Here is a 21,168-nt window from a genome sequence, read left to right on the forward strand (position 1 = left end):
CAATTCCATGGGCCAGGCTACCGGTCTGCGCTCACGTTCTTCGATTGCTGTCATGTCCCTGATTCGCTCTGTCCTCCACATGCTGTGGATGGCCATTACCGTCATTCCCTACACTTTCGCGGTGCTGCTGGCCAAGTGGACCAGCGGCTCGTCAACCAAGGCTTACAGCGCTGCACGCGCCTGGCTCAAACTTTCGGTGGACAGCGCCCGTGTGATCATGGGGGTGCGGTATCAGGTGCAGGGTATGGAAAACCTGCCTGCGGATCCCAAGCAAGGAGTGGTGCTGCTGGTCAAGCACCAGTCTACCTACGAGACCTTTCTGATGCCTGCCATCATGCCGCGTCCGCTGGCCTATGTGTTCAAGAAAGAGTTGCTGAAGGTGCCGTTCTTTGGCTGGTCCATCGGCGCACTGGACATGATTCACATCGACCGTGCCCAGCGCTCGCGCGCCTTTCACAAGGTGGTGGAGCAGGGCAAGCGCCTGCTCGATCAAGGCATCTGGGTCATCATGTTTCCCGAAGGCACACGTGTCAATCGCGGCGAAGTTGGGGAGTACAAGACCGGCGCGACGCGTCTGGCCATCATGACGGGCGTGCCTGTGGTGCCGATTGCCGTTACCTCAGCCAAGTGCTGGCCGCGCAAGGCCTTCATCAAAAAGCCTGGCGTGGTGGATGTGTCCATCGGCAAGCCCATTGCTTCAGTGGGTCGCAAGCATGATGAACTGATGGCCGAGGTCGAGGCCTGGATCGAGTCTGAAATGCAGCGCCTGGATCCAGAGGCCTACCGTAAATAAAGCAAAACTGCCCATGTCCACAGGCGATAGCTTGCAGCAAGCTTGGCAATGGTTGGTGCCGCCTGTGGTGGGGGATGGGCGGGGCGGGTTGATGCCGCGCAGGCGCCGACCCATCGGCCCTGAGGCCGCCGCACAGCGTTCGGAGCAGGCCGAACTGGAATTAGAGAAGAATCAGCTTCTAACGCCTGCCAGTGTTCCGGTGGATGCTATTGATCTGAAAAAGAATGAGCCCGCCACATTCCTGGTGCATCCGGCGGCCAGCCACAGTGCCCGCCTGCAAGGCAGTGACGTGGCTTATCTGTTGCGCCGTTCGGCGCGCCGCAGCATCGGCTTCAGCGTAGGCCAGCAAGGTCTTGAAGTTACTGCTCCGCAATGGGTGGCCATGCCCGAGATCGAATCAGCGCTGCAGACCAAGGCAGGCTGGATTGTGCGCAAGCTGCAGGAGGCCGGTCAGCGACAGCAGATCAAGCAGGAGGCACGCATTCTCTGGCAGGACGGGGGCGTGCTGGACTATCTGGGGCAGCCCATGAGCTTGCGGCTGACAGGAGGAGGATCAGCTCTGTTGGCTACTCGCCAGACGCATCGAGAGCAGGGGGCCGATGGTTCGCAGAGTCTGCATCTGCCCTTGTCAGCGCAGGCTCCGGCGGCTCAGGTGCGCGCAGCCGTTCAGGCCTGGATACTGCGCGAGGCACGCAGCTATTTCACGGCTCGCATGCTGCAGCATGCGGCCGCCATGGACGTGCGCTGGAATGCGCTGCGCCTGACAAGTGCCAGCACACGCTGGGGCAGCGCCAACAGCAGCGGGATCATTCGTCTGAACTGGCGGCTGATGCAGCACAACCCGCAAATCATCGACTATGTGGTGGTGCATGAACTCGCGCATCTGCACCATATGGACCATAGCCCACAATTCTGGGCGGTGGTGGCACAGGTTCTGCCCGACTGGAAGCAGTTGCGCAGAGCATTGAGAGACAGGCCTCTGCCCGTCTGGGAATAGCGGCAACGACAAGACAAGGAATGAAATGAGTAACACGACCCCCATTCAACCCGCTGCCGGCTATGCGGGCGATGTGCCTGCAGAACTGGCCTGGCAATGGCTGCAGGCTGGCGAGGCGGTTCTGGTCGATGTGCGCACCGACGCCGAGCGTGAGTGGGTGGGCAAGGTGCCGGGCGCTGTCGCTGTGGCCTGGAAGCAATGGCCTGGCATGGCTGCCAATCCGAACTTTGATGCCGAGCTGCGAGCAGCAGTCCCCGAGGGCAAAAAGGTAGTGTTGCTCTGCCGCAGCGGTGTGCGCTCCGTTGCGGCGGCCCAGCGCGCAGCAGGTCTGGGGATCGAGGCCTACAACATTCTTGAGGGTTTCGAAGGCGATGTGGATGCCAGTGGCCAGCGCGGCCGGCTCGGAGGCTGGCGCAAGCGCGGCCTGCCCTGGCATCAGTAAAGCGCAGGGCTTGGTCGGCAGCTTCTAGGCTGAAAGATAGCCGTTGGGGTTCTGGCTTTGCCAGCGCCATGTGTCGGCGCACATGGTGTCCAGATCATGCTCGGCTTGCCAGCCCAGGGTTTTGAGGGCGTGGTCGGGGTTGGCATAGCAGCTGGCCACATCTCCGGGGCGCCGGTCTGTGATCGCATAAGGCAGGGCTTTGCCGCAGGCTTTTTCGAAGGCATGCAGCACCTCGAGCACACTGTAACCATTGCCTGTACCCAGGTTGACGGTTAGCAGCTCTGGCTTTGCCAGACCGGCCAGTTTTTCGAGTGCCTTGACGTGACCTCGCGCCAGATCGACCACGTGGATGTAGTCACGCACGCCCGTGCCATCCACGGTGTTGTAGTCACCACCGAAGATCTGCAGTTTTTCACGGCGGCCCACTGCGACCTGTGCCACAAAAGGTAGCAGGTTATTGGGAATGTCTGAGGGGTCTTCACCAATCAGGCCGCTGTCATGGGCGCCAATGGGATTGAAGTAACGAAGCACGGCCAGTGACCATTGGGAATCGGAGTGGTGGAGGTCAGACAGAATCTCTTCCACCATCAGTTTGCTGCGGCCATAAGGATTGGTGGCCGAAGTGGGATGAACTTCATTGAGTGGCAGGTATTGCGGCGATCCATAGACTGTTGCCGAAGAGCTGAACACCAGATTTTGCACACCGTGCTTTTTCATGGCGCGCAGCAGCACCAGGGTGCCATTTACGTTGTTGTCGTAGTAGTCCATCGGCTGACTAACGGATTCGCCCACGGCCTTTTTGCCGGCAAAGTGCACGACGCTGTCAATGCCATGTTCCCACAATGCCTGCTCGAGTGCCGCCTGATCGCGTACATCGCCATTGACCACCGCGATGGCGCGTCCAGTGATTTGCTCCACGCGGCGGATGGCTTCAGGGTGGCTGTTGCTGAAGTTGTCGAAAATCACGACGTCATGGCCGTGACTGATCAGTTCGATGGCGGTGTGGCTGCCGATATAGCCGGCGCCGCCTGTGAGCAGAGTTTTCATAAGCCGCAGTCTAGCTTTGTCATGAATGAAAAAAGCGCTCATTCGAGCGCTTTTGTGCATGACAGCATATGTAGGGTCGTATTTACAGCGCCGGGATACGCAGCTTCTGGCCGGGATAGATCCTGTCCGGGTTGCTGAGCATGGGCTTGTTGGCTTCAAAAATCACGTTGTACTTGTTAGCGTCACCATAGTACTTCTTGGAGATGGCCGACAGCGTGTCGCCGCGCACCACATCGTGGTACTGGGCTTCTGGCTCGGGGTTGGTGACCGTCATCAGGTTGTCCACGGACTGGACATTGGCCACATTGCCGCAGCACAGCGTCACTTTTTCCTTGATGGCCTGAGTGGGGGCGGTCCCATTGACCGTCACCTTGCCTTGGGAGCCATCGAACTGAACCTGCAGATCGGATACGCCAAGATTCTGGGTATTGATATAGCTGGCGATCGCTTGAGCCGCCTTGGCATTCAAGTCTTCGGCCGGTGCCGCCGCATGTGCGTCGCTGCCGCCAAACAATTTTTCTCCGGCTTCCTTGATGAAACTGAACAGACCCATGGTTTCGACTCCTCAAAAGTAGTGGAAGAAAGCGGATCACTTTAACGGGAAATCGAAATGAATCCTTGCAGGATATGGACTGAGCGCTTTCTTTGACAATTTCCTGCCCGCTTGTAATGAATGTGACAAGAGGCTGTCTGGCACGGGGAAAAGTGCTGATAATCCGCCGCATGACATTTTTGGCCATAGACATTGGCAACACCCGTTTGAAGTGGGCCATGTATGAAGATCATCGCCCGGGTGCCGCCTTGCTGGCCCATGGAGCGGAGTTCCTGGAACATATCGAGCGCCTGGCAGAAGGTGCCTGGGCAGGCTTGCCGGTTCCTGAGCGCATGCTGGGCTGCGTGGTTGCCGGCGAGACGGCAAGGCGCAGGGTGCACGAGCAGATCGAACTCATGCTGGGTTGGAGTCTCGAGCCTCAGTGGGTCGTTCCTTCCGTTGCAGAAGCTGGCGTTACCAATGGCTACGACCATCCCTCCAGGCTCGGGGCGGATCGCTGGGTGGCCATGATTGGTGCGCGTCACCACATGTTGCAATTGGGCGATGCCATGCCTTTGATCACGGTTATGGTGGGCACCGCAGTGACGGTCGATGCCATGGACGCACAAGGCCGTTTTCTCGGCGGACTGATCATTCCCGGGCATGGCATCATGCTTAGAGCCCTGGAGGGGGGGACGGCGGGCCTGCATGTGCCGACTGGTGAAGTCCGATGCTTTCCCAAGAACACCAGCGATGCGCTGACCAGTGGTGGCACTTATGCCATCGCCGGTGCCGTGGAGCGCATGTACCAGCATCTGGCGGAGCACTGCGGTGCAGAGCCCATGTGCATTATGGCGGGCGGCGCCGGCTGGAAAATGTCTCCCAGCATGACCAGGCCTTTTGAGCTGATCAACAACCTGATCTTTGATGGCCTGCTGGTGATGGCTGAAAAGCGCTGGGCTTGAGTGCATTGCTACCTGCGATGATTCGAATTTTGATTTGAGGCTGTTTCCATGATTTTTGTAACTGGCGGTGCAGGCTTTATCGGCGCCAATTTTGTTCTCGACTGGCTGGCGCATGGGGATGAGCCCGTGGTCAATATCGACAAGCTGACCTATGCGGGCAATCTGGAGAATCTGGCGAGCCTGAAGGGCGATGCCCGCCATGTGTTTGTGCAGGCCGATATTGGCGATAGCGCAAAGCTTGAGCAATTGCTGGCGCTGCACCAGCCTCGCGCCGTGCTGAACTTTGCGGCCGAGTCGCATGTGGACCGCTCCATCCATGGTCCTGAAGATTTCATCCAGACCAATGTGGTGGGCACTTTCCGCCTGCTGGAGGCGGTGCGCGCCTACTGGAATGGTCTGGAAGGCGAGGCCAAGGCCGGCTTCCGCTTTCTGCATGTCTCCACCGACGAGGTCTATGGCACGCTGGCGCCTACGGACCCCGCGTTTACCGAAGAGCACAATTACGAGCCCAACAGCCCGTACTCGGCCAGCAAGGCGGCATCGGACCATCTGGTGCGGGCTTGGCATCACACCTATGGCCTGCCGGTGTTGACAACCAATTGCAGCAATAACTACGGTCCGCTGCATTTCCCCGAAAAGCTGATCCCGCTGGTCATTGTCAATGCGCTGGCAGGCAAGCCGCTGCCCATCTATGGAGACGGCATGCAGGTGCGTGACTGGCTGTATGTGCGCGACCATTGCAGCGCCATCCGCCGCGTTCTCGAGGCCGGCCAGCTGGGCGAGACCTATAACGTGGGCGGCTGGAACGAGAAGGCCAATATCGATATCGCCAAGACCGTGTGCAGCTTGCTCGACGAGCTGCGCCCGCGCGCCGATGGCAAGACTTATGCCGAGCAGATCACCTATGTGACCGACCGTCCCGGCCATGATCGCCGCTATGCGATCGATGCACGCAAGCTCGAGCGCGAGCTGGGCTGGAAGCCTGCCGAGACCTTCGAGACCGGCATTCGCAAGACCGTGCAATGGTATCTGGCCAACCCCGAGTGGGTGGTCCATGTGCAGTCCGGCGCCTACCGTGCCTGGGTGCAAAAACAGTACACCGGCGAGGCTTAGACATGAAGCTGCTACTGCTGGGCAAGAACGGCCAGGTCGGCTGGGAGCTGCTGCGCAGTCTAGCCCCTTTGGGCGAGTTGATTGCGTTGGACCACCAGAGCGTGAATATGGATGGAAGTGCGCTGTGCGGTGATGCCAGCGATCTGCAGACGCTGGCGCAGACCATTCGCAGCGTGCGCCCGGATGTGATCGTCAATGCCGCAGCGCATACGGCAGTGGACAAAGCCGAGAGCGAGCCGGATCTGGCCCTGCGCTTGAATGCCGAAGCCCCCGAAGTCATGGCGCAGGAGGCTAAAAGCCTGGGCGCCCTGCTGGTGCACTACAGCACCGACTATGTCTTCGACGGCTCTGGCAGTGCGGCACGCAAAGAAGGTGATGCGACGGGGCCGCTGTCGGTCTATGGCCGTACCAAGCTGGAGAGCGAGCAGCGGATTGCGGCCACGCATTGCCGTCATCTGATTTTTCGCACCAGCTGGGTCTATGCCGCGCGTGGCGGCAACTTTGCCAAGACCATGCTGCGCCTGGCACAGGAGCGTGAAGCGCTCAGCGTGATCAACGATCAATGGGGCGCGCCGACCGGCGCCGATCTGATCGCCGATGTCACGGCCCATGCCGTGCGCCATGTGAGCGCTCATGAAGGCGATGGCGGTCTCTACCATCTGGTCGCGGCAGGAGAAACCAACTGGTATGCCTATGCCAGACATGTGATCGAGCGCGCTCAGAACCTGCGCCCTGATCTGGACTGGAAGGTGCAGAGCATTGCCGCTGTGCCGACCACGGCTTTCCCGACACCGGCCGTGCGACCCTTGAACTCGCGTCTGGATACACAAAAGCTTCAAGCTGCCATGCAACTGCATCTGCCCGCATGGCAGCATGGAGTGGAGCGCATGCTGCGCGAGATTCTCTAATTTTCAAAACCTCGCTTCAAACGCTTATCGGTAAAGCGCTGGAAGCTATCTATTGATTCAACATGACGACAAAGCGCAAAGGCATTATTCTGGCTGGCGGCTCCGGCACCCGTCTGCACCCCGCCACTCTGGCCATCAGCAAGCAGCTGCTGCCCATCTACGACAAACCCATGATCTACTACCCGCTGAGCACGCTGATGCTGGCGGGTATCCGGGACATTCTGATCATCAGCACGCCGCAGGACACGCCGCGCTTCGAGCAACTGCTGGGCGATGGCAGCCAGTGGGGCCTGAACCTTCAATATGAGGTGCAGCCCAGCCCGGATGGCCTGGCTCAGGCCTTTCTGATTGGCGAGAAATTCATTGATGGTGCACCTAGCGCACTGGTGCTGGGTGACAATATTTTTTATGGTCATGATTTCCCGCGCCTGTTAAAGGATGCGGACGCCAAGGAGGACGGTGCGACGGTATTTGCTTATCACGTGCAAGATCCCGAGCGTTATGGCGTTGCTGAATTCGATGCCAAGGGACAGGTGCTCTCTCTGGAGGAGAAGCCTGTGGTTGCGAAGTCCAACTATGCCGTCACAGGGCTGTACTTTTACGATGCTGGTGTGGTGGAACTTGCCAAGTCTGTTAAGCCATCGCCAAGAGGTGAACTGGAAATCACGGACCTGAACAAGATTTATCTTGCGGGTGGCGCCTTGAATGTGCAAGTGATGCGCCGTGGTTATGCGTGGCTGGATACCGGTACGCATGATAGTTTGCTCGAGGCAGGCCAGTTCATTGCAACCCTGGAACAAAGGCAGGGTCTGAAGGTTTCTTGCCCTGAGGAAATAGCTTTTCGTTCGGGCTGGATTGATGCTCTGCAAATGGAAAAACTGGCGCAGCCACTTTTAAAAAATGGATATGGGAAATATTTGATGCACTGCTTGAATAGTGTCCTATGAAAGTAACTGAACTGAAGCTTTCTGGACTCATGCTTATTGAGCCTCGATTGTTTCTTGATGATCGCGGATTTTTTTTCGAAAGCTTCAGTCAACGGGAGTTCGAGGCCGAAACAGGCTCCCGGGTTGGCTTTGTGCAAGACAATCACAGCCGGAGCTTTCGAGGAGTATTGAGGGGCCTGCATTATCAAATGCCTTTATCCTCCCAAGGAAAGCTGGTGCGGGTCGTACGAGGTTCAGTCTGGGATGTCGCTGTAGATATCCGGAAAAGCTCAAAAACTTTTGGCCAATGGGTTGGCCAGTTGTTGACAGAAGAAAATCATTTGCAGCTATGGATCCCTCCGGGGTTTGCGCATGGATTTGTGACTCTTAGCGATTCTGCAGAATATCTGTATAAGACAACGGGCTACTATGACCGCAGCTCAGAGCGTGGGATAGCTTGGAACGACCCCGACATAGCCATTGCATGGCCACAGCTCGATATCGCTTTTTCTTTGTCCGAAAAGGACAGGAATCAGCCCGCATTCAAGCAGGCTGAACTATTCGCTTAAGTCTGATTTGATGCAGCCATCTGCAGAAATGGCTGAATCAGCTGCGCATCACATCGCTCGCGCAGGCAGTAAAGGTATTCGGGCAGGCAAGGCACCTCGCCTTTCAGATCAAGCACGACAAGGTCCGGGTGGGCCGATGCTTCGTGCCGCGCAAAAATGCTGATGCCCATCTGGCGGATCACGGCTTCGCGTATGGATTCGCGGCTGGCAATTTCCAGAATCCGCTGTGGGCTGACTTGGACGGCTTCCAGCATCTGCTCGGTCATCTGCCGGGTCATGGAGCCACGCTCGCGCAGGATCAACGTGTTCTTTGCCAGATCCCTGATATCGACGGCCTTCTGCCCGGCCAGCGCATGCTGCCGGTGCACGACCAGTGCCAGTGGGTCGCGCCCAAGCTCCAGGCGCAGCAGGCGCGGATCGGTGTCCAGATGCGAAGAGGTTGCCAGATCCACCTGGTACTCAGCTAGCGCTTGAATCATCTGGCGCGAATTGCCATTGACGATGCTGACTTCCACGAGCGCATATTGCTGCTGATAGCGCTTGACGATGTCCAGCACATAGTAGGGCGCGGTGGCACCTATGCGCAGCTGGCCCTGGTTGACATGGCCTGATTGGCGCAGCGCCGATTCGATCTGGGCTGACTGCAGCAGCAGCTTTTCTATTTCTGGCAGCAGTTTCAGGCCCGCATCGGTGATGGCCAGCCTTCCGCTCTGGCGCGTGAACAACTCGACTTCATATTGCTCCTCCAAGGCCTTGATCTGCGCCGTGACCGTGGGCTGGCTCAGCCCCAGCTGGCGAGCTGCCTGGGTGATGCTGCCGAGGCGGGCGACCCAGAAGAAGGATTTGAGCTGTGTGGCAAACATGACAAGGTCTTCAAGAAAACGGTACCCGGATTTCACCATGAACGCTGCGAACAGCAATGTGCAAGAGTTGCTTTGATTTCAATAGCCTCTTGCGCTTATATACGGTTGTATTTAAATGGCTTTCTATAGGAATATGAGGCAAATAAAGCGCAATATGCTTTTGAATCAATAGCGTCCCGATAGCGGACGCCAGTGCTGCGTGCTGACTACAAAGTTTGCTGATGACATCCTTGGCAGATTTCAGTTCTGTGACACCAGCATTTCATAGTGAGTTTCTACAGTTCCCTCATGCCGCAAATGACCGCGTCGGTCAGGCGGCAAAGATCAATCCAAGGGACTGTTATCCATGCGTCACGCTTCTGTACCCGCCACTCGCCGCTTCATTTTGAGCACCTTTGCCACGGCCCTGTTGGGCCTGGCTTGCGCAGCTCATGCCAGGACCGATCTGCTGGTGTATTCGGCCCTGGAGGCCGACCAGATCAAGGCCTACAAGGCGGCTTTTGAAAAAGCCCATCCCGACATCGAGCTGAAGTTCGTGCGTGACAGCACGGGCATCATCACTGCGCGCCTGCTGGCCGAGAAAGCCAACCCTCAGGCCGATGTGATCTGGGGCGTGGCAGCCACCTCGCTGATGTTGCTGGACAAGCAAGGCATGCTGCAGCCCTATGCGCCCAGGAACCTGGCCAAGGTGCGCTCCACCATGCGCGATGCGGCAGCCACGCCGACCTGGGTGGGCATGGATCTGTGGTCGTCGGCCGTCTGCTTCAACACCGTGGAAGGAGAAAAACGCAAGCTGCCCACGCCTGCCAGCTGGGCCGACCTGACCAGGCCCGAGTTCAAGGGCGCGATCACTATGCCCCACCCGGCGTCCAGCGGCACGGGCTATCTGATGGTGGCCGCGTGGCTGCAGATGATGGGCGAGGACAAGGGCTGGGCCTATATGGATGCGCTGCACCAGAACATCGGCGTCTACACGCACAGCGGCTCCAAGCCCTGCCGCCAGGCCGGCGCGGGCGAGTTCCCCGTGGGCCTGAGCTTTGAATACCGGGCCAACAAGACCAAGAAGGATGGTGCGCCCATCGACATCGTCTTCCCCCGGGAAGGCCTGGGCTGGGATGTGGAAGCCACGGCCATTCTGAAGACCAGCAAAAAGCAGGACGCTGCCAAGGCTCTGGCCGACTGGGCGGTGACGCCTGATGCCAACAAGCTCTACGCAGCCAACTTTGCCGTGCTGGCCCTTCCCGAGGCCCAGGAAAAGCACGAGTTCATTCCGGCCGATCTGGAAAAGCGCCTGGCCAGGAACGACTTCAACTGGGCAGCGGCTAACCGCGATCGTATCTTGGCCGAATGGTCACGTCGGTACGAAGCCAAAGCGGAAAAAAAGTAATCACCCCCTGAGCGGCATTGCCGCTTCCCCCTCTCTGGCGCTGCGCGCCGGAGGGGGACACTGCCCTCGCTGCGGGGCGGCCCTTGTTCGGCAGTTCTGAACTGGGTCAGCGCCAGTTCTACGCAGCAGGTCTCTGGAATTTTTTGCACGTTGAAAGTGATTGCAGATGCTGCGCATAGACCATATTGCCAAGCAGTACAAGGAAACGCCGGTGCTGTGCGACATTGACCTGTTGGTGGAGGTCGGCGAGTTCGTTAGCCTGCTGGGCCCTTCGGGCTGCGGCAAGACCACGCTGCTGCGCATTCTGTGCGGCATCGAGCAGGCCGACGCGGGCCGTATTCTGTTTCAGGGCGAGGACATCACGCGCTGGCCCGCCGCGCGCCGGGGCTTTGGCGTGGTGTTCCAAAGCTACGCACTGTTTCCGAACCTGACGGCGACCCAGAATGTGGCTTTCGGCCTCAAGGGCCAGCCTGCGGCGCAAGTGCAGGCCCGGGTGCAGGAGATGCTGGCTCTGGTAAGCCTGGGTGCGCAGGCGCAGCGCTATCCGGCGCAGTTGTCGGGTGGTCAGCAGCAGCGCATTGCGCTGGCCCGCGCACTGGCGCCGCGCCCGCGCCTGCTGTTGCTGGACGAGCCGCTGTCTGCGTTGGATGCCCAGGTGCGCACCGAGCTGCGCAGCGAAATCCGCCAACTGCAACGCCAGCTGGGCATTGCCTGCGTGATGGTCACGCATGACCAGGAAGAAGCGCTTTCCATGGCCGACCGCGTGGTGCTGATGCACCAGGGGCGGATCGAGCAGCAGGGCTCGCCCGAGCAGCTCTATGCTCGACCCGTCAGCCACTTTGCGGCCGGTTTTGTGGGGCGCATGAACTTGCTTCCTGCCGTGGCCGAGTCGTGCGATGCGGTGCGCGTGGGCGAGGGGCGGCTTGAATGCTGCACTGCCTGCTTTGAGGCCGGTGATGCCTTGCTGGTGGGCGTGAGGCCCGAAAGCGTGGTGCTGCACCCGGCCCAGCCCGCAGCACTGCCCAATCTGTTCCGGGCGCGGGTGGTCGAGACCTCGTTCCTGGGCTCGCTGGTCCTGGTGCGCGTGTTCAGCCCCACGCTGCAATGCCAGATCGATGTGCAATGGCCGCTGCGCCATGATGCGCGCCTGCCCGACTGGCTGCAGGGCGAGGTGCTGGTGGAGTTGCCGGCCGCTGCGCTGCAGTCGCTGGCAGCGCCAGAGATTCTGCGAAAGGCGGCATGAGTATGGATGCCTCTTCTTCTGCGCTGCCCGTGCGGAGCTATGCGCCCGCAGCAGCATCACGCCAGCAGCAAGGCAGCGGCCCCGCGGCGCCACGGCAAACACGCTTTTTTCATTGGGAAAAGCTGTGGCTGGGCCTGTCGGTGCTGGGCCTGCTGGGTGCGCTGCTGGTGGCCATTGCACTGCCTGTGGGAGCGTTGCTGGGGCACAGTTTTGTGTCGGCCGATGGCAGGTTCTCGGGCCTGGCCCAGTACCTTGCCTATGCTCAAACGCCGGGCGTAGGCCAGTCGCTGTTCAACAGCCTGTGGCTGTCGGCCGTCAGCAGCACCTTGTGTGTGGCCCTGGCCTATGGCTATGCCTATGGTGTGATGCGCAGCTGCATGCCGCTGGCCAGGTTCTTTCGCGCCATCGCCCTGGTGCCGCTGCTGGCGCCGTCGCTGCTCATGGCCATCAGCCTGATCTATCTTTTTGGCGCCCAGGGTCTGCTCAAGAGCTGGTTAGCGGGCGGTACGGCCTACGGCCCGTTTGGCATCATTCTTGGCTCGGTGCTGTGGACGTTTCCGCATGCGCTGATGATTCTGTGCACCACGCTGGCCTCGGGCGATGCGCGCCTGTATGAGGCCGCCGCCACGCTGGGCGCGGGCCGCTGGCGCAGCTTCTGTCAGGTCACGCTGCCAGCCAGCCGTTATGGGCTGATGATTGCCTGGATTGTGGTGTTCGTTCTGGTGGTCACCGACTTTGGTGTGCCCAAGGTGATTGGCGGCAACACGCAGATGCTGGCCACCGATATCTACAAGCAGGTGATTGGCCAGCAAAACCTGTCCATGGGTGCCGTGGTGGCCATGCTGCTGCTGTTGCCTGCGGGCCTGGCCTTTGCGGCAGAGCGCCATTTGCGGGCCCGGCAGGCCGCTGCCATGAGCGTGCGGGCCGTGCCTCTGGTGCCGCAGCCCTGTGCGCCGCTTGACCGCGCGCTGCTGGTGTATTGCAGCCTGATGGCTTTGGCGCTGCTGGCGGTGATGGGAGTGGCCGTGCTGGCATCCCTGGTCAGCTTCTGGCCCTACAACTTGAGCCTGAACTTCAAGCACTACCAGTTCGACATGATGGATGGCGGTGGCTGGGCCAGTTACGCCAACTCGCTGACCATGGCCGTGGCCACAGCAGTGATCGGTGCGTTGCTGAGCTTTCTGAGCGCTTATCTGGTGGCCAGGCCCACGGGCTGGAGTCGTGCGCGCCAGTGGTTGCATGCGGTGGCCACGCTGCCCATGGCGGTGCCGGGGCTGGCGCTCGGTCTGGGCTATATCCTGTTCTTCAATGCCGGCAGCAATCCGCTGCACTTTCTGTACGGATCCATGGGCATTCTGGTGCTGTGCTCGGTGGCGCATTTTTTCTCGGTGGCGCACATCACCCAGCTCACGGCCTTGCAACAACTGGACGCTGAGTACGAACGCGTGGCCGATTCCATGGGCGTGCCGTTCTGGACGCTGCTGTGGCGCGTGCACCTGCCTGTGTGCCTGCCTGCGGTAATGCAGGTGGCGGGCTACTTCTTCGTGAATGCCATGACTACGGTGTCGGCAGTGGTCTTCTTGTACTCGCCCGAAACCACTCTGGCCTCGGTGGCCGTGCTGGCCATGGATGACGCGGGCGATATCGCTCCCGCCGCCGCCATGGCCACGCTGATCTTTGCGACTGCAGCCGCCGGTCGCCTGCTGATTGCGCTGCTCGATGCCTGGCTGCAGCGGCGTACCCAGCACTGGCGTCAGCGCTGAGGACTTTCTCCACATCACTTGATTCTCCGAACGTCTCTCGCTGTATCGCCTTGGCGCTGCGGCAGGGACTTGGCTTGTCTGCTTTTTCTGTAACGCTATGAAAAACTACGATCTGATCGTCGTCGGCGCCGGCATTGTCGGCCTGGCCCATGCCTATACTGCGGCCAGGCGCGGCCGCTCCGTGCTGGTGATAGAGCGCGACGGTGCCTGCCTGGGCGCCTCGATTCGCAACTTCGGCTTTGTCACCATCACGGGGCAGCGCGCCGGCTCCCATTGGCGGCGCGCCATACGCTCACGCGATGTCTGGGCCGATATAGCCCCCAAGGCCGGTATCGATGTCGTTCATGCCGGTCTGTGGCTGACGGCGCGCCGTCCTGCTGCCGCAGCAGTGCTTGAAGCCTTTATGCGCACCGAAATGGGCGCAGGTTGTGAACTACTGACGCCAGCTCAGGCCGCAGCGCGCCATTCGGCGCTGCGCACCGACGGGCTGCAATCTGTGCTCTACAGCCCGCATGAGATGCGTGTGGAGTCGCGCACCGCGATCCCGCAACTGGCCCTATGGCTGCAGCAATCGCTGGGCGTGGATTTCCGCTTCAGCGAGACTGTGACCGAAGTGGCTGCGCCCCGCGTCGCTACCTCGCGAGGCATCCACCACGCAGAGCGCGTAGTGGTCTGCAATAACGCCGATCCGGGCGGTTTGTTTGCGAGTGAATGGACTGACAACAAGGTGCAGCTCTGCCAACTGCAGATGCTGCGCGTCAAGCCGCAAGCAGGCTTCAAGCTTGAAGGATCGGTCATGGGTGACCTGAGTATGGTGCGCTACGAAGGCTATAGCGCGCTGCCCGAGGCCGCTGCATTGCGCGCCGAGCTGGAGCACGAGGAGGCCGAAAGCCTGAAGCACGGCATCCACCTGATTGCCGTGCAAAGCGCTGATGGTTCGCTGGTGGTGGGCGATTCGCACCACTACGGCCCGGCGCCACAGCCCTTTGCCAGCGAGGCGGTCGATCAGCTCATGCTGCGCCATATGAACGAGGCATTGCATCTCGACAACGCCCAGGTCGTGGAGCGCTGGACGGGCATCTACCCTTCCAGTGCCGAAGCCCCTTGTTTTGTCAAAGCGCCCGATGCAGCGACGCGCGTTGTGGCCGTGACCAGCGGCTCGGGCGCGAGCACGGCTTTTGGGCTGGCCGAGGAAGTTTGGATGGCCTGGTAACTGCTACGGATCGAGTAGCTGCTAGCGCTTGCAGGTTGTCATATTTCAAGAAAATGAAATCTGAAGCTATATATGTCAAGCGCAAGCAGCTATCAAATAATGAGCGTTACTGCTGCACAAACAGCGGTGCAATCAGCACCAACAGCAAGATCACGGCCAGTACGGCAAACATGATCTTGACCCAGCTGTAAGGCCGCTCGCCTGCAATCTGGCCGGTATAGCCATTGGCAACGATCTGGTAGGTCTTGCTGCCATAGGTGTAACCGACCAGCCAGACCGGTACCAGCGTGTGCTTGAAGCTGCGGCCCGAGTATTGGCGCTGGACCTGCAGATTGCGCTGCGTGTCGCCCGGCACCTCGCGCGAGCACATGCTGCGCAGCTGGCTGTCCATGTCTTCCTCGTTGATCCTGGCGGCCTTGGAGAGGTCCACCTGGTAGCGCTCCACCGTCCAGCCTCGCACGAACTCCGGGCTGTAGGGCTTGAGGTCGGTGGTGGTCGGGAAGGGCTCCACCTGGCGCAGCAGATGGGCCTGCACGCCCACTGTGCCTGGCACCAGCTCATCGTCGAAGAAATGCTGCAGGCTGCCCGATGCCGGCTCCCAGCGCACATGCTGGACTTGGCGGGTCTGCAGATTGCCGTTGCCGTCGCGATAGGACTCGGTGGTGTAGTAGTAATAGCCGGCCTCTGCCCACCACTGGGCGCTGGCATGGGCGTCAAAGGTCCAGTAGGGCAGATAGACGCCGTGCAGCGTGTCCGTCAGCGCGGCGCTCTTGAGCTTGCTGGGGGCAAACCAGCGGCTGCGATACCACTGGCGGATCTTGTCGCGAATCTGGCCGTCGCTGATCTTGAACGGCAGAATGCTCTGCGGAGTGATGGCGTCGCTGCGCTCCTCATGGGCGACGATGGCCGGCGAGCCGCAGAAGTCGCAGCGCTGGGCCACGTTCTTGCCGAGAAACACCGAGATGGCACGGCAGTTCTGGCACTGCACCTCATAGCGCTCGTCCGAGCCCCAGCCGCGACCGCTGGCCGGGTTGCGCAAGGCCTCGGCCAGATCCTGCTCCACCACGGCACGTCCCAGCTCTGGCTGTGTCTGCTCGCTCCAGGGAACGACGGTGCCGCAGTAAGGGCATTTGAGCGACTGAGCCTTGGCATTCCACTCCAGATTGCCGCCGCATTCGGGGCAGACATGCTTGCCCACCATGGAGGGGGGCGCCGTCTCGGAGACAGGGGTGAATGCAGATCCGGAAGAGCGAGGGGAAGAAGCGGGTGTGACCACGGCAAAAAAGGGTTCAGGCAGCAGCAGCGACGGGATGGGTTTCGTAGAAGGTCACGCAGTTGCCATCTTCGTCGAGAAGACTGAATTCCTGGGTACCCCAGGGCTGCTGGCGCAGACCGCCATTGGGGTGAACCGCATTTTCGGCGAGACACTGCGCATGCAGAGCGGCAATCCCAACCACCTGGATGCGGCAGCTGGTCTGCCTGGGAATCTCCGGGTCCTGGCAGGCCCAGAAGTGCAGCTCCAGCCCGCCCAGCGAGACGATGCCGTACTCGCCGGGCTGGGCGTGGACGGTTCTGGCGCCCAGCACGCGGGCGTAGAAAGCCACGGTGCGCTCCATGTCCAGCGATGCCAGCACTGGAGTGGTGCTGATGAAAACCGGTTTGTGTTCATTCATGACGTGCACCTGAGGCCATGGATTGCGGATCAGCCGCGCAGGAATTCGTCCAGCGCAGCCTGGGCGATGCGCCACTGGCTGCCGATCTGACGTGCCTTGAGGTTGCCGGCCTGGATTTCGGCCAGCACATCGGCCTCGGCCACGCCCAGCACCTGGGCCGCCTGGGCGGGAGTCAGCACCTGCAGTCCGGCCGCGGCCGGGGCTGCAGGCGTCTGGGCGGCTTGGGCTGCAGCCGGCGAAAAGGGGTCTGCCACTGCAGCGGCAGGCGTGCCTGCCGCACCGCCGCCCTGCATGCCCTTCATCATTTCCTGAGCCATGCCGAAGCCCATGGCCATGGTGGCCGGAATGGTGGCTGCGGCAGCGCCTTCGCCGCCGTTGGCCATGGCCTGGCCCATCTGGTACTTCACATAGTCGTTGAGGTTGCCGATGGCGCCCATGCTGGAGCGCTTGTCGATGGCCTGCTCCACCTCGGGCGGCACGGAAACGTTTTCCAGCAGGAAGCTGGTGATTTCCAGGCCGTATTTCTCGCTGACGGCCGGGTTGATGAGCTGCAGCAGCGCGTCGCCTAGCTCGCTGTAGCGCTGGGCCACGTCGAGTGCCGGCACCTGGGCCTTGGCCAGGGCTTCGGAGAAGATGCTGACAATGCGCGAGCGCATGGTGTCGGCAAACTCGTCGATGCGGAAGTTCTGGTCCGTGCCTGCCACTTCCTTGAGGAACAGGGCGGCGTTGGTGATGCGGAAGTCATAGGTACCGAAGGCGCGCAGACGGATCACGCCAAAGTCCTTGTCGCGCATCATGATGGGGTTGGAGGTGCCCCATTTGTTGCCCGTGAACAAGCGCGTGTTGATGTAGTAGACATCGCACTTGAAGGGCGAGTTGAAGCCGTACTTCCAGCCGCGCAGCGTGGACAGGATCGGGATGTTCTGCGTGGTCAGCAGATAGCGGCCCGGATTGAACAGGTCTGCGAACTGGCCTTCGGAGACGAACTGCACCTGCTGCGACTCACGCACGATGAGCTGGGCGCCGTTCTTGATTTCCTTGTCTTCATCGGGCCAGCGATACGACAGTGTGTCGCGCGAATCATCGGTCCACTCGATGATTTCGATCAGTTGCTTGGTGATGATTTTCATGAAATCCATGACGTGCTCCGAAAGAGGATGACGGGAAAGGAATCATTCTAGGAGGCAAACCGCAGCGGCCGGTTCCGGGAAGCATGGCAGTTGCGCGGAAATTGTTAAAAAGTGAGCGCACAGCGCTCGCTATCCAATGGTTTCAACACCGATTGATGCTGTATTCGCCTATTCACGAGCGGTAAGCGCTAGCGTTTTAATTTTCCACATTTTGAAATCACCGGCTGGAGCCCTTTCGTGAAAATGCCGGCTGTGGGGCCGCGCAGACAGACTACGTCCGGGATCAGTGGCGCAGACTTAGAATCTACCGCTTATGCGGTCGATACCGCTCAGAACACCTCTTAATGAAGATGCCGCCCGCAATCGCCAGTGATTGCAGACGCGCGAACGTATACAAGTCATGCTGACCTTCCAACAAATCATTCTGAAACTGCAGTCCTACTGGGCCGAACAGGGCTGTGCATTGCTCCAGCCCTATGACATGGAAGTCGGCGCCGGCACATCGCACACCGCGACCTTTCTGCGCGCCATCGGCCCCGAGCCCTGGAAGGCCGCCTATGTGCAGCCCAGCCGTCGCCCCAAGGACGGTCGCTACGGCGAGAACCCCAACCGCCTGCAGCACTACTACCAGTTCCAGGTGGTGCTCAAGCCCGCACCCGACAATATTCTCGAGCTCTACCTGGGATCGCTCGAAGCCCTGGGCTTCGATCTGAAGAAGAACGACATCCGCTTTGTCGAGGACGACTGGGAAAACCCCACGCTGGGCGCCTGGGGCCTTGGCTGGGAAGTCTGGCTCAACGGCATGGAAGTGACCCAGTTCACCTATTTCCAGCAAGTGGCCGGCATCGACTGCAAGCCCGCCACCGGCGAGATCACCTACGGTCTGGAACGCTTGGCCATGTATCTACAGGGCAAGGAATCGGTGTACGACCTGGTCTATACCGACGGCCTGTCCTATGGCGACGTGTTCCACCAGAACGAGGTGGAGCAGTCCACCTACAACTTCGAGCATTCGAATGCCGAGTTCCTGTTCAGCGCCTTTGCAGCCCATGAAGGCACGGCCAACCAGCTGATCGACGCCCAGCTGGCACTGCCCGCCTATGAGCAGGTGCTCAAGGCCGCCCATACCTTCAACCTGCTGGACGCCCGTGGCGCCATCTCGGTGACCGAGCGCGCTGCCTATATCGGCCGCATCCGCAATCTGGCCCGCGCCGTGGGCAAGAGCTATCTGGACAGCCGCGCGCGCCTGGGCTTCCCCATGGCGCCCAAGGCCCATGCCGACGAGGTGCTGGCCGAGCTGGCCAAGGCCGCAGAGCAGGCAGCCAAGAAAGCCGCATAAGCGGCTTCAGGCTTCATTCCGACCCATATCCCAAAATTTCAGCGGCCAGCCTGGATCTAGCAAGCGCTGGCAGCTATCAAGATCATCATGAACGCATCGAATCTACTGGTTGAACTGTTTGTCGAAGAGCTGCCTCCCAAGGCGCTGCAAAAGCTCGGCGATGCTTTTGCCGCTGTCATCTTCGAGCAGCTCAAGGCCCAGGGACTGCTGGCATCGACCGAGTCGCGCCTGACGGCCTACGCGTCACCCCGCCGCCTGGCCGTGCACATCACCGAAGTGCTGCCCCAGGCCGAAGACAAGGCTGTCTCGCAAAAGCTGATGCCTGTCTCCGTGGCGCTCGATGCCGAGGGCAAGCCCACGGCTGCACTGCTGAAAAAGCTGGCGGCACTGGGTGCCGACGAATCCGCCGTGGCTGCTCTGAAGCGCCAGGGCGAAGGCAAGGCCGAAGCCCTGTTCTACGAATCCACGGCCAAGGGCGTGCTGCTGACCGATGGCGTGCAAAAGGCGTTGGATGAAGCACTGGCCAAGCTGCCCATCCCCAAGGTCATGCGCTACCAGTTGCAGGACGGCTGGACCAGCGTGCACTTTGTGCGCCCGGCCCACGGTCTGGTCGTGCTGCATGGCACTCAGGTGCTGATCGGCGTGAAGGCCTTGGGCCTGACGGCCGGTGCCGCCACCCATGGTCACCGCTTTGAAGCCGCTGTGGACCCCGTGGTCATCCAGAACGCCGACAGCTATGCCGAGCAACTGCGCGAAGAGGGCGCCGTGATCGCCAGCTTCACCGAGCGCCGTGCCGATATTGCCCGTCAGTTGCAGGCCGCTGCCGAGCGCATTGGCGGCGACGTGCGCCCCATTGACGACCCGGCCCTGCTGGACGAGGTGACGGCCCTGGTGGAGCGCCCCAATGTGCTGGTCTGCGAATTCGAGAAGGAGTTCCTGGCCGTGCCCCAGGAATGCCTGATCCTGACCATGAAGGCCAATCAGAAGTACTTCCCACTGCTGGACGCCAGCGGCAAGCTGACCCACCAGTTCCTGATCGTCAGCAACATCCAGCCCCAGGACGCTTCGGCCGTGGTCGGCGGCAACGAGCGTGTGGTGCGCCCCCGTCTGGCGGACGCCAAGTTCTTCTTTGACCAGGACCGCAAAAAGACCCTGGCCAGCCGCGTAGAGCAACTGGACAAAGTGGTCTATCACAACAAGCTGGGCACGCAGGGCGAGCGCATCGCGCGCGTACGCGCCATCGCCAAGAGCATTGCCCAGCAACTGGGCAACTCCGAGCTGGGCCGTCTGGCCGACCAGGCTGCCATGCTGGCCAAGACCGATCTGGTCACCGACATGGTGGGCGAGTTCCCCGAGCTGCAAGGCATCATGGGCCGCTACTACGCTCAGAACGACGGCCTGGATGTGGCCGTGGCCGATGCCATCGAAGACCACTACAAGCCCCGCTTCGCCGGCGACGAACTGCCGCGCGGCGATGTCGGCGTGATCGTGGCCCTGGCCGACAAGCTAGAAACCCTGGTCGGCATGTTCGGTATCGGCAACCTGCCCACCGGCGACCGCGATCCCTTCGCCCTGCGCCGCCATGCGTTGGGCGTGATCCGCATGCTGGTCGAAAAGGACCTGGAGCTGGATCTGGAGACCCTGCTGGTCAGCACCTTGCCCGCCTTTGGCGACAAGATCCAGGACGCCACGCCTCAGTTGGTCGAATTTATCTACGACCGCCTGGCCAATATGTTCCGTGAACAAGGCTATAGCGCCCAGGAAGTGGAAGCCGTGCTGGCCCTGCAGCCCCAGCGCCTGTCCGACGTGCAAAAGCGCCTGGAAGCCGTGCGTGCCTTTGCGACCCTGCCCGAAGCTCCTGCCCTGGCCGCAGCCAACAAGCGCGTGGGCAATATCCTGAAGAAGGCCGAAACCGAGGTTCAGCCGCAGGTGAACGACGCGCTGCTGGTGGAGCAGGCTGAGAAGGAACTGTATGCGGTGTTGCAGCAGGTGGCGCCCAAAGCTCAGCAACAGTTTGCAGCAGGTGATTACACCGCCAGCCTGCAAACCCTGGCAGCATTGCGTGCTTCGGTCGATGCGTTCTTCGAACAGGTCATGGTCAATGCCGACGATCCGGCGCTCAAGGCCAATCGACTGGGTTTGTTGGCCGCCTTACATGAGACGGTAAACCGGGTTGCGGATCTTTCGCGATTGGCAATGTAAGCAAGATACAGAACAGCTCTTACGCAGTGGGCAATCTTTCTGATTTTGCAGGCAGAAAGTGGG

The 21,168-nt window shown here is 60.6% G+C and carries 20 protein-coding genes; 14 read left to right on the forward strand and 6 right to left on the reverse strand.

The annotated features are described in order from the left end of the window. The first annotated feature begins 52 nt into the window (after positions 1–52). Genes F3J24_RS07265 through F3J24_RS07275 form a run of 3 tightly spaced genes read left to right on the forward strand, consistent with a single transcriptional unit; the run spans position 53 to position 2,232 of the window. A complete protein-coding gene (locus tag F3J24_RS07265; protein WP_167005256.1) occupies positions 53–793 on the forward strand; it encodes a 1-acyl-sn-glycerol-3-phosphate acyltransferase in 741 nt (246 codons plus the stop codon). A 13-nt stretch (positions 794–806) separates the two neighbouring features. Continuing rightward, positions 807–1,790, forward strand: coding sequence for a M48 family metallopeptidase (locus F3J24_RS07270; RefSeq protein WP_167004138.1), 984 nt, complete (start codon positions 807–809; stop codon positions 1,788–1,790). 25 nt (positions 1,791–1,815) lie between these two features. After that, positions 1,816–2,232 (forward strand): rhodanese-like domain-containing protein, encoded by a 417-nt coding sequence (locus F3J24_RS07275; RefSeq protein ID WP_167004140.1) that lies wholly within the window; start codon positions 1,816–1,818, stop codon positions 2,230–2,232. A gap of 24 nt (positions 2,233–2,256) precedes the next feature. Here the strand turns inward: F3J24_RS07275 and galE are convergent, their stop codons facing one another. Both galE and lysM read right to left on the reverse strand, forming a co-directional pair. Continuing rightward, on the reverse strand, positions 2,257–3,279 hold the full coding sequence (galE, locus tag F3J24_RS07280) for a UDP-glucose 4-epimerase GalE (protein ID WP_167004143.1): 1,023 nt from the start codon (positions 3,277–3,279) through the stop codon (positions 2,257–2,259). Between the two features lie 82 nt (positions 3,280–3,361). After that, complete coding sequence (gene lysM, locus F3J24_RS07285) at positions 3,362–3,832, reverse strand: peptidoglycan-binding protein LysM (RefSeq protein ID WP_167004146.1); 471 nt, start codon at positions 3,830–3,832, stop codon at positions 3,362–3,364. A gap of 170 nt (positions 3,833–4,002) precedes the next feature. Here lysM and F3J24_RS07290 point away from each other — a divergent pair, with 170 nt between their 5' ends. The 5 genes from F3J24_RS07290 to rfbC all read left to right on the forward strand — a co-directional run bounded on the left by F3J24_RS07290 (position 4,003) and on the right by rfbC (position 8,292). Next, positions 4,003–4,776 carry a type III pantothenate kinase gene (locus F3J24_RS07290; RefSeq protein ID WP_167004149.1) on the forward strand — a complete coding sequence of 258 codons (774 nt, stop codon included), beginning with the start codon at positions 4,003–4,005 and terminating at the stop codon, positions 4,774–4,776. A gap of 48 nt (positions 4,777–4,824) precedes the next feature. Then, positions 4,825–5,889: a dTDP-glucose 4,6-dehydratase gene (gene rfbB, locus F3J24_RS07295; RefSeq protein ID WP_167004152.1), complete on the forward strand. Its 1,065-nt coding sequence runs from the start codon at positions 4,825–4,827 to the stop codon at positions 5,887–5,889. A 2-nt stretch (positions 5,890–5,891) separates the two neighbouring features. Continuing rightward, complete coding sequence (gene rfbD / locus F3J24_RS07300; protein WP_167004155.1) at positions 5,892–6,797, forward strand: dTDP-4-dehydrorhamnose reductase; 906 nt, start codon at positions 5,892–5,894, stop codon at positions 6,795–6,797. Positions 6,798–6,859: 62 nt separating this feature from the next. Beyond that, entirely contained in the window at positions 6,860–7,744 is an 885-nt protein-coding gene (gene rfbA / locus F3J24_RS07305; protein ID WP_167004158.1) for a glucose-1-phosphate thymidylyltransferase RfbA, read from the forward strand. Continuing rightward, positions 7,741–8,292 carry a dTDP-4-dehydrorhamnose 3,5-epimerase gene (rfbC, locus tag F3J24_RS07310; RefSeq protein ID WP_167004161.1) on the forward strand — a complete coding sequence of 184 codons (552 nt, stop codon included), beginning with the start codon at positions 7,741–7,743 and terminating at the stop codon, positions 8,290–8,292. The genes rfbA and rfbC overlap by 4 nt, the downstream gene beginning before the upstream one ends. On the opposite strand, the gene F3J24_RS07315 is transcribed toward rfbC, so the two are convergent. Continuing rightward, entirely contained in the window at positions 8,289–9,155 is an 867-nt protein-coding gene (locus F3J24_RS07315; protein ID WP_167004164.1) for a LysR substrate-binding domain-containing protein, read from the reverse strand. The genes rfbC and F3J24_RS07315 overlap by 4 nt on opposite strands. 346 nt (positions 9,156–9,501) lie before the next feature. Here F3J24_RS07315 and F3J24_RS07320 point away from each other — a divergent pair, with 346 nt between their 5' ends. From F3J24_RS07320 to F3J24_RS07335, 4 genes are all read left to right on the forward strand, one after another. Continuing rightward, positions 9,502–10,542 carry a putative 2-aminoethylphosphonate ABC transporter substrate-binding protein gene (locus F3J24_RS07320; protein WP_167004167.1) on the forward strand — a complete coding sequence of 347 codons (1,041 nt, stop codon included), beginning with the start codon at positions 9,502–9,504 and terminating at the stop codon, positions 10,540–10,542. Between the two features lie 166 nt (positions 10,543–10,708). Next, positions 10,709–11,785, forward strand: a complete 1,077-nt coding sequence (locus tag F3J24_RS07325) for an ABC transporter ATP-binding protein (RefSeq protein ID WP_167004170.1) — start codon at positions 10,709–10,711, stop codon at positions 11,783–11,785. 2 nt (positions 11,786–11,787) lie between these two features. Further along, complete coding sequence (locus F3J24_RS07330) at positions 11,788–13,548, forward strand: putative 2-aminoethylphosphonate ABC transporter permease subunit (RefSeq protein WP_167004173.1); 1,761 nt, start codon at positions 11,788–11,790, stop codon at positions 13,546–13,548. Between the two features lie 97 nt (positions 13,549–13,645). After that, positions 13,646–14,761: a TIGR03364 family FAD-dependent oxidoreductase gene (locus F3J24_RS07335; protein WP_167004176.1), complete on the forward strand. Its 1,116-nt coding sequence runs from the start codon at positions 13,646–13,648 to the stop codon at positions 14,759–14,761. A 106-nt stretch (positions 14,762–14,867) separates the two neighbouring features. On the opposite strand, the gene F3J24_RS07340 is transcribed toward F3J24_RS07335, so the two are convergent. The 3 genes from F3J24_RS07340 to F3J24_RS07350 all read right to left on the reverse strand — a co-directional run bounded on the left by F3J24_RS07340 (position 14,868) and on the right by F3J24_RS07350 (position 17,573). Next, the gene (locus tag F3J24_RS07340) at positions 14,868–15,962 is read right to left on the reverse strand and encodes a TFIIB-type zinc ribbon-containing protein (protein WP_167005259.1); all 1,095 of its coding nucleotides are present in this window, start codon (positions 15,960–15,962) and stop codon (positions 14,868–14,870) included. Between the two features lie 88 nt (positions 15,963–16,050). Next, complete coding sequence (locus F3J24_RS07345; RefSeq protein ID WP_043006820.1) at positions 16,051–16,434, reverse strand: VOC family protein; 384 nt, start codon at positions 16,432–16,434, stop codon at positions 16,051–16,053. 29 nt (positions 16,435–16,463) lie between these two features. Further along, on the reverse strand, positions 16,464–17,573 hold the full coding sequence (locus tag F3J24_RS07350) for an SPFH and helix-turn-helix domain-containing protein (RefSeq protein ID WP_167004179.1): 1,110 nt from the start codon (positions 17,571–17,573) through the stop codon (positions 16,464–16,466). Between the two features lie 391 nt (positions 17,574–17,964). Here F3J24_RS07350 and glyQ point away from each other — a divergent pair, with 391 nt between their 5' ends. After that, on the forward strand, positions 17,965–18,903 hold the full coding sequence (gene glyQ / locus F3J24_RS07355) for a glycine--tRNA ligase subunit alpha (RefSeq protein WP_003068041.1): 939 nt from the start codon (positions 17,965–17,967) through the stop codon (positions 18,901–18,903). 87 nt (positions 18,904–18,990) lie between these two features. Continuing rightward, positions 18,991–21,105 carry a glycine--tRNA ligase subunit beta gene (gene glyS / locus F3J24_RS07360; RefSeq protein WP_167004182.1) on the forward strand — a complete coding sequence of 705 codons (2,115 nt, stop codon included), beginning with the start codon at positions 18,991–18,993 and terminating at the stop codon, positions 21,103–21,105. Positions 21,106–21,168: the final 63 nt, after the last annotated feature.

Origin of the sequence: Comamonas sp. Tr-654 (assembly GCF_011752915.1) — a bacterium.
GTDB lineage: Bacteria > Pseudomonadota > Gammaproteobacteria > Burkholderiales > Burkholderiaceae_C > Comamonas.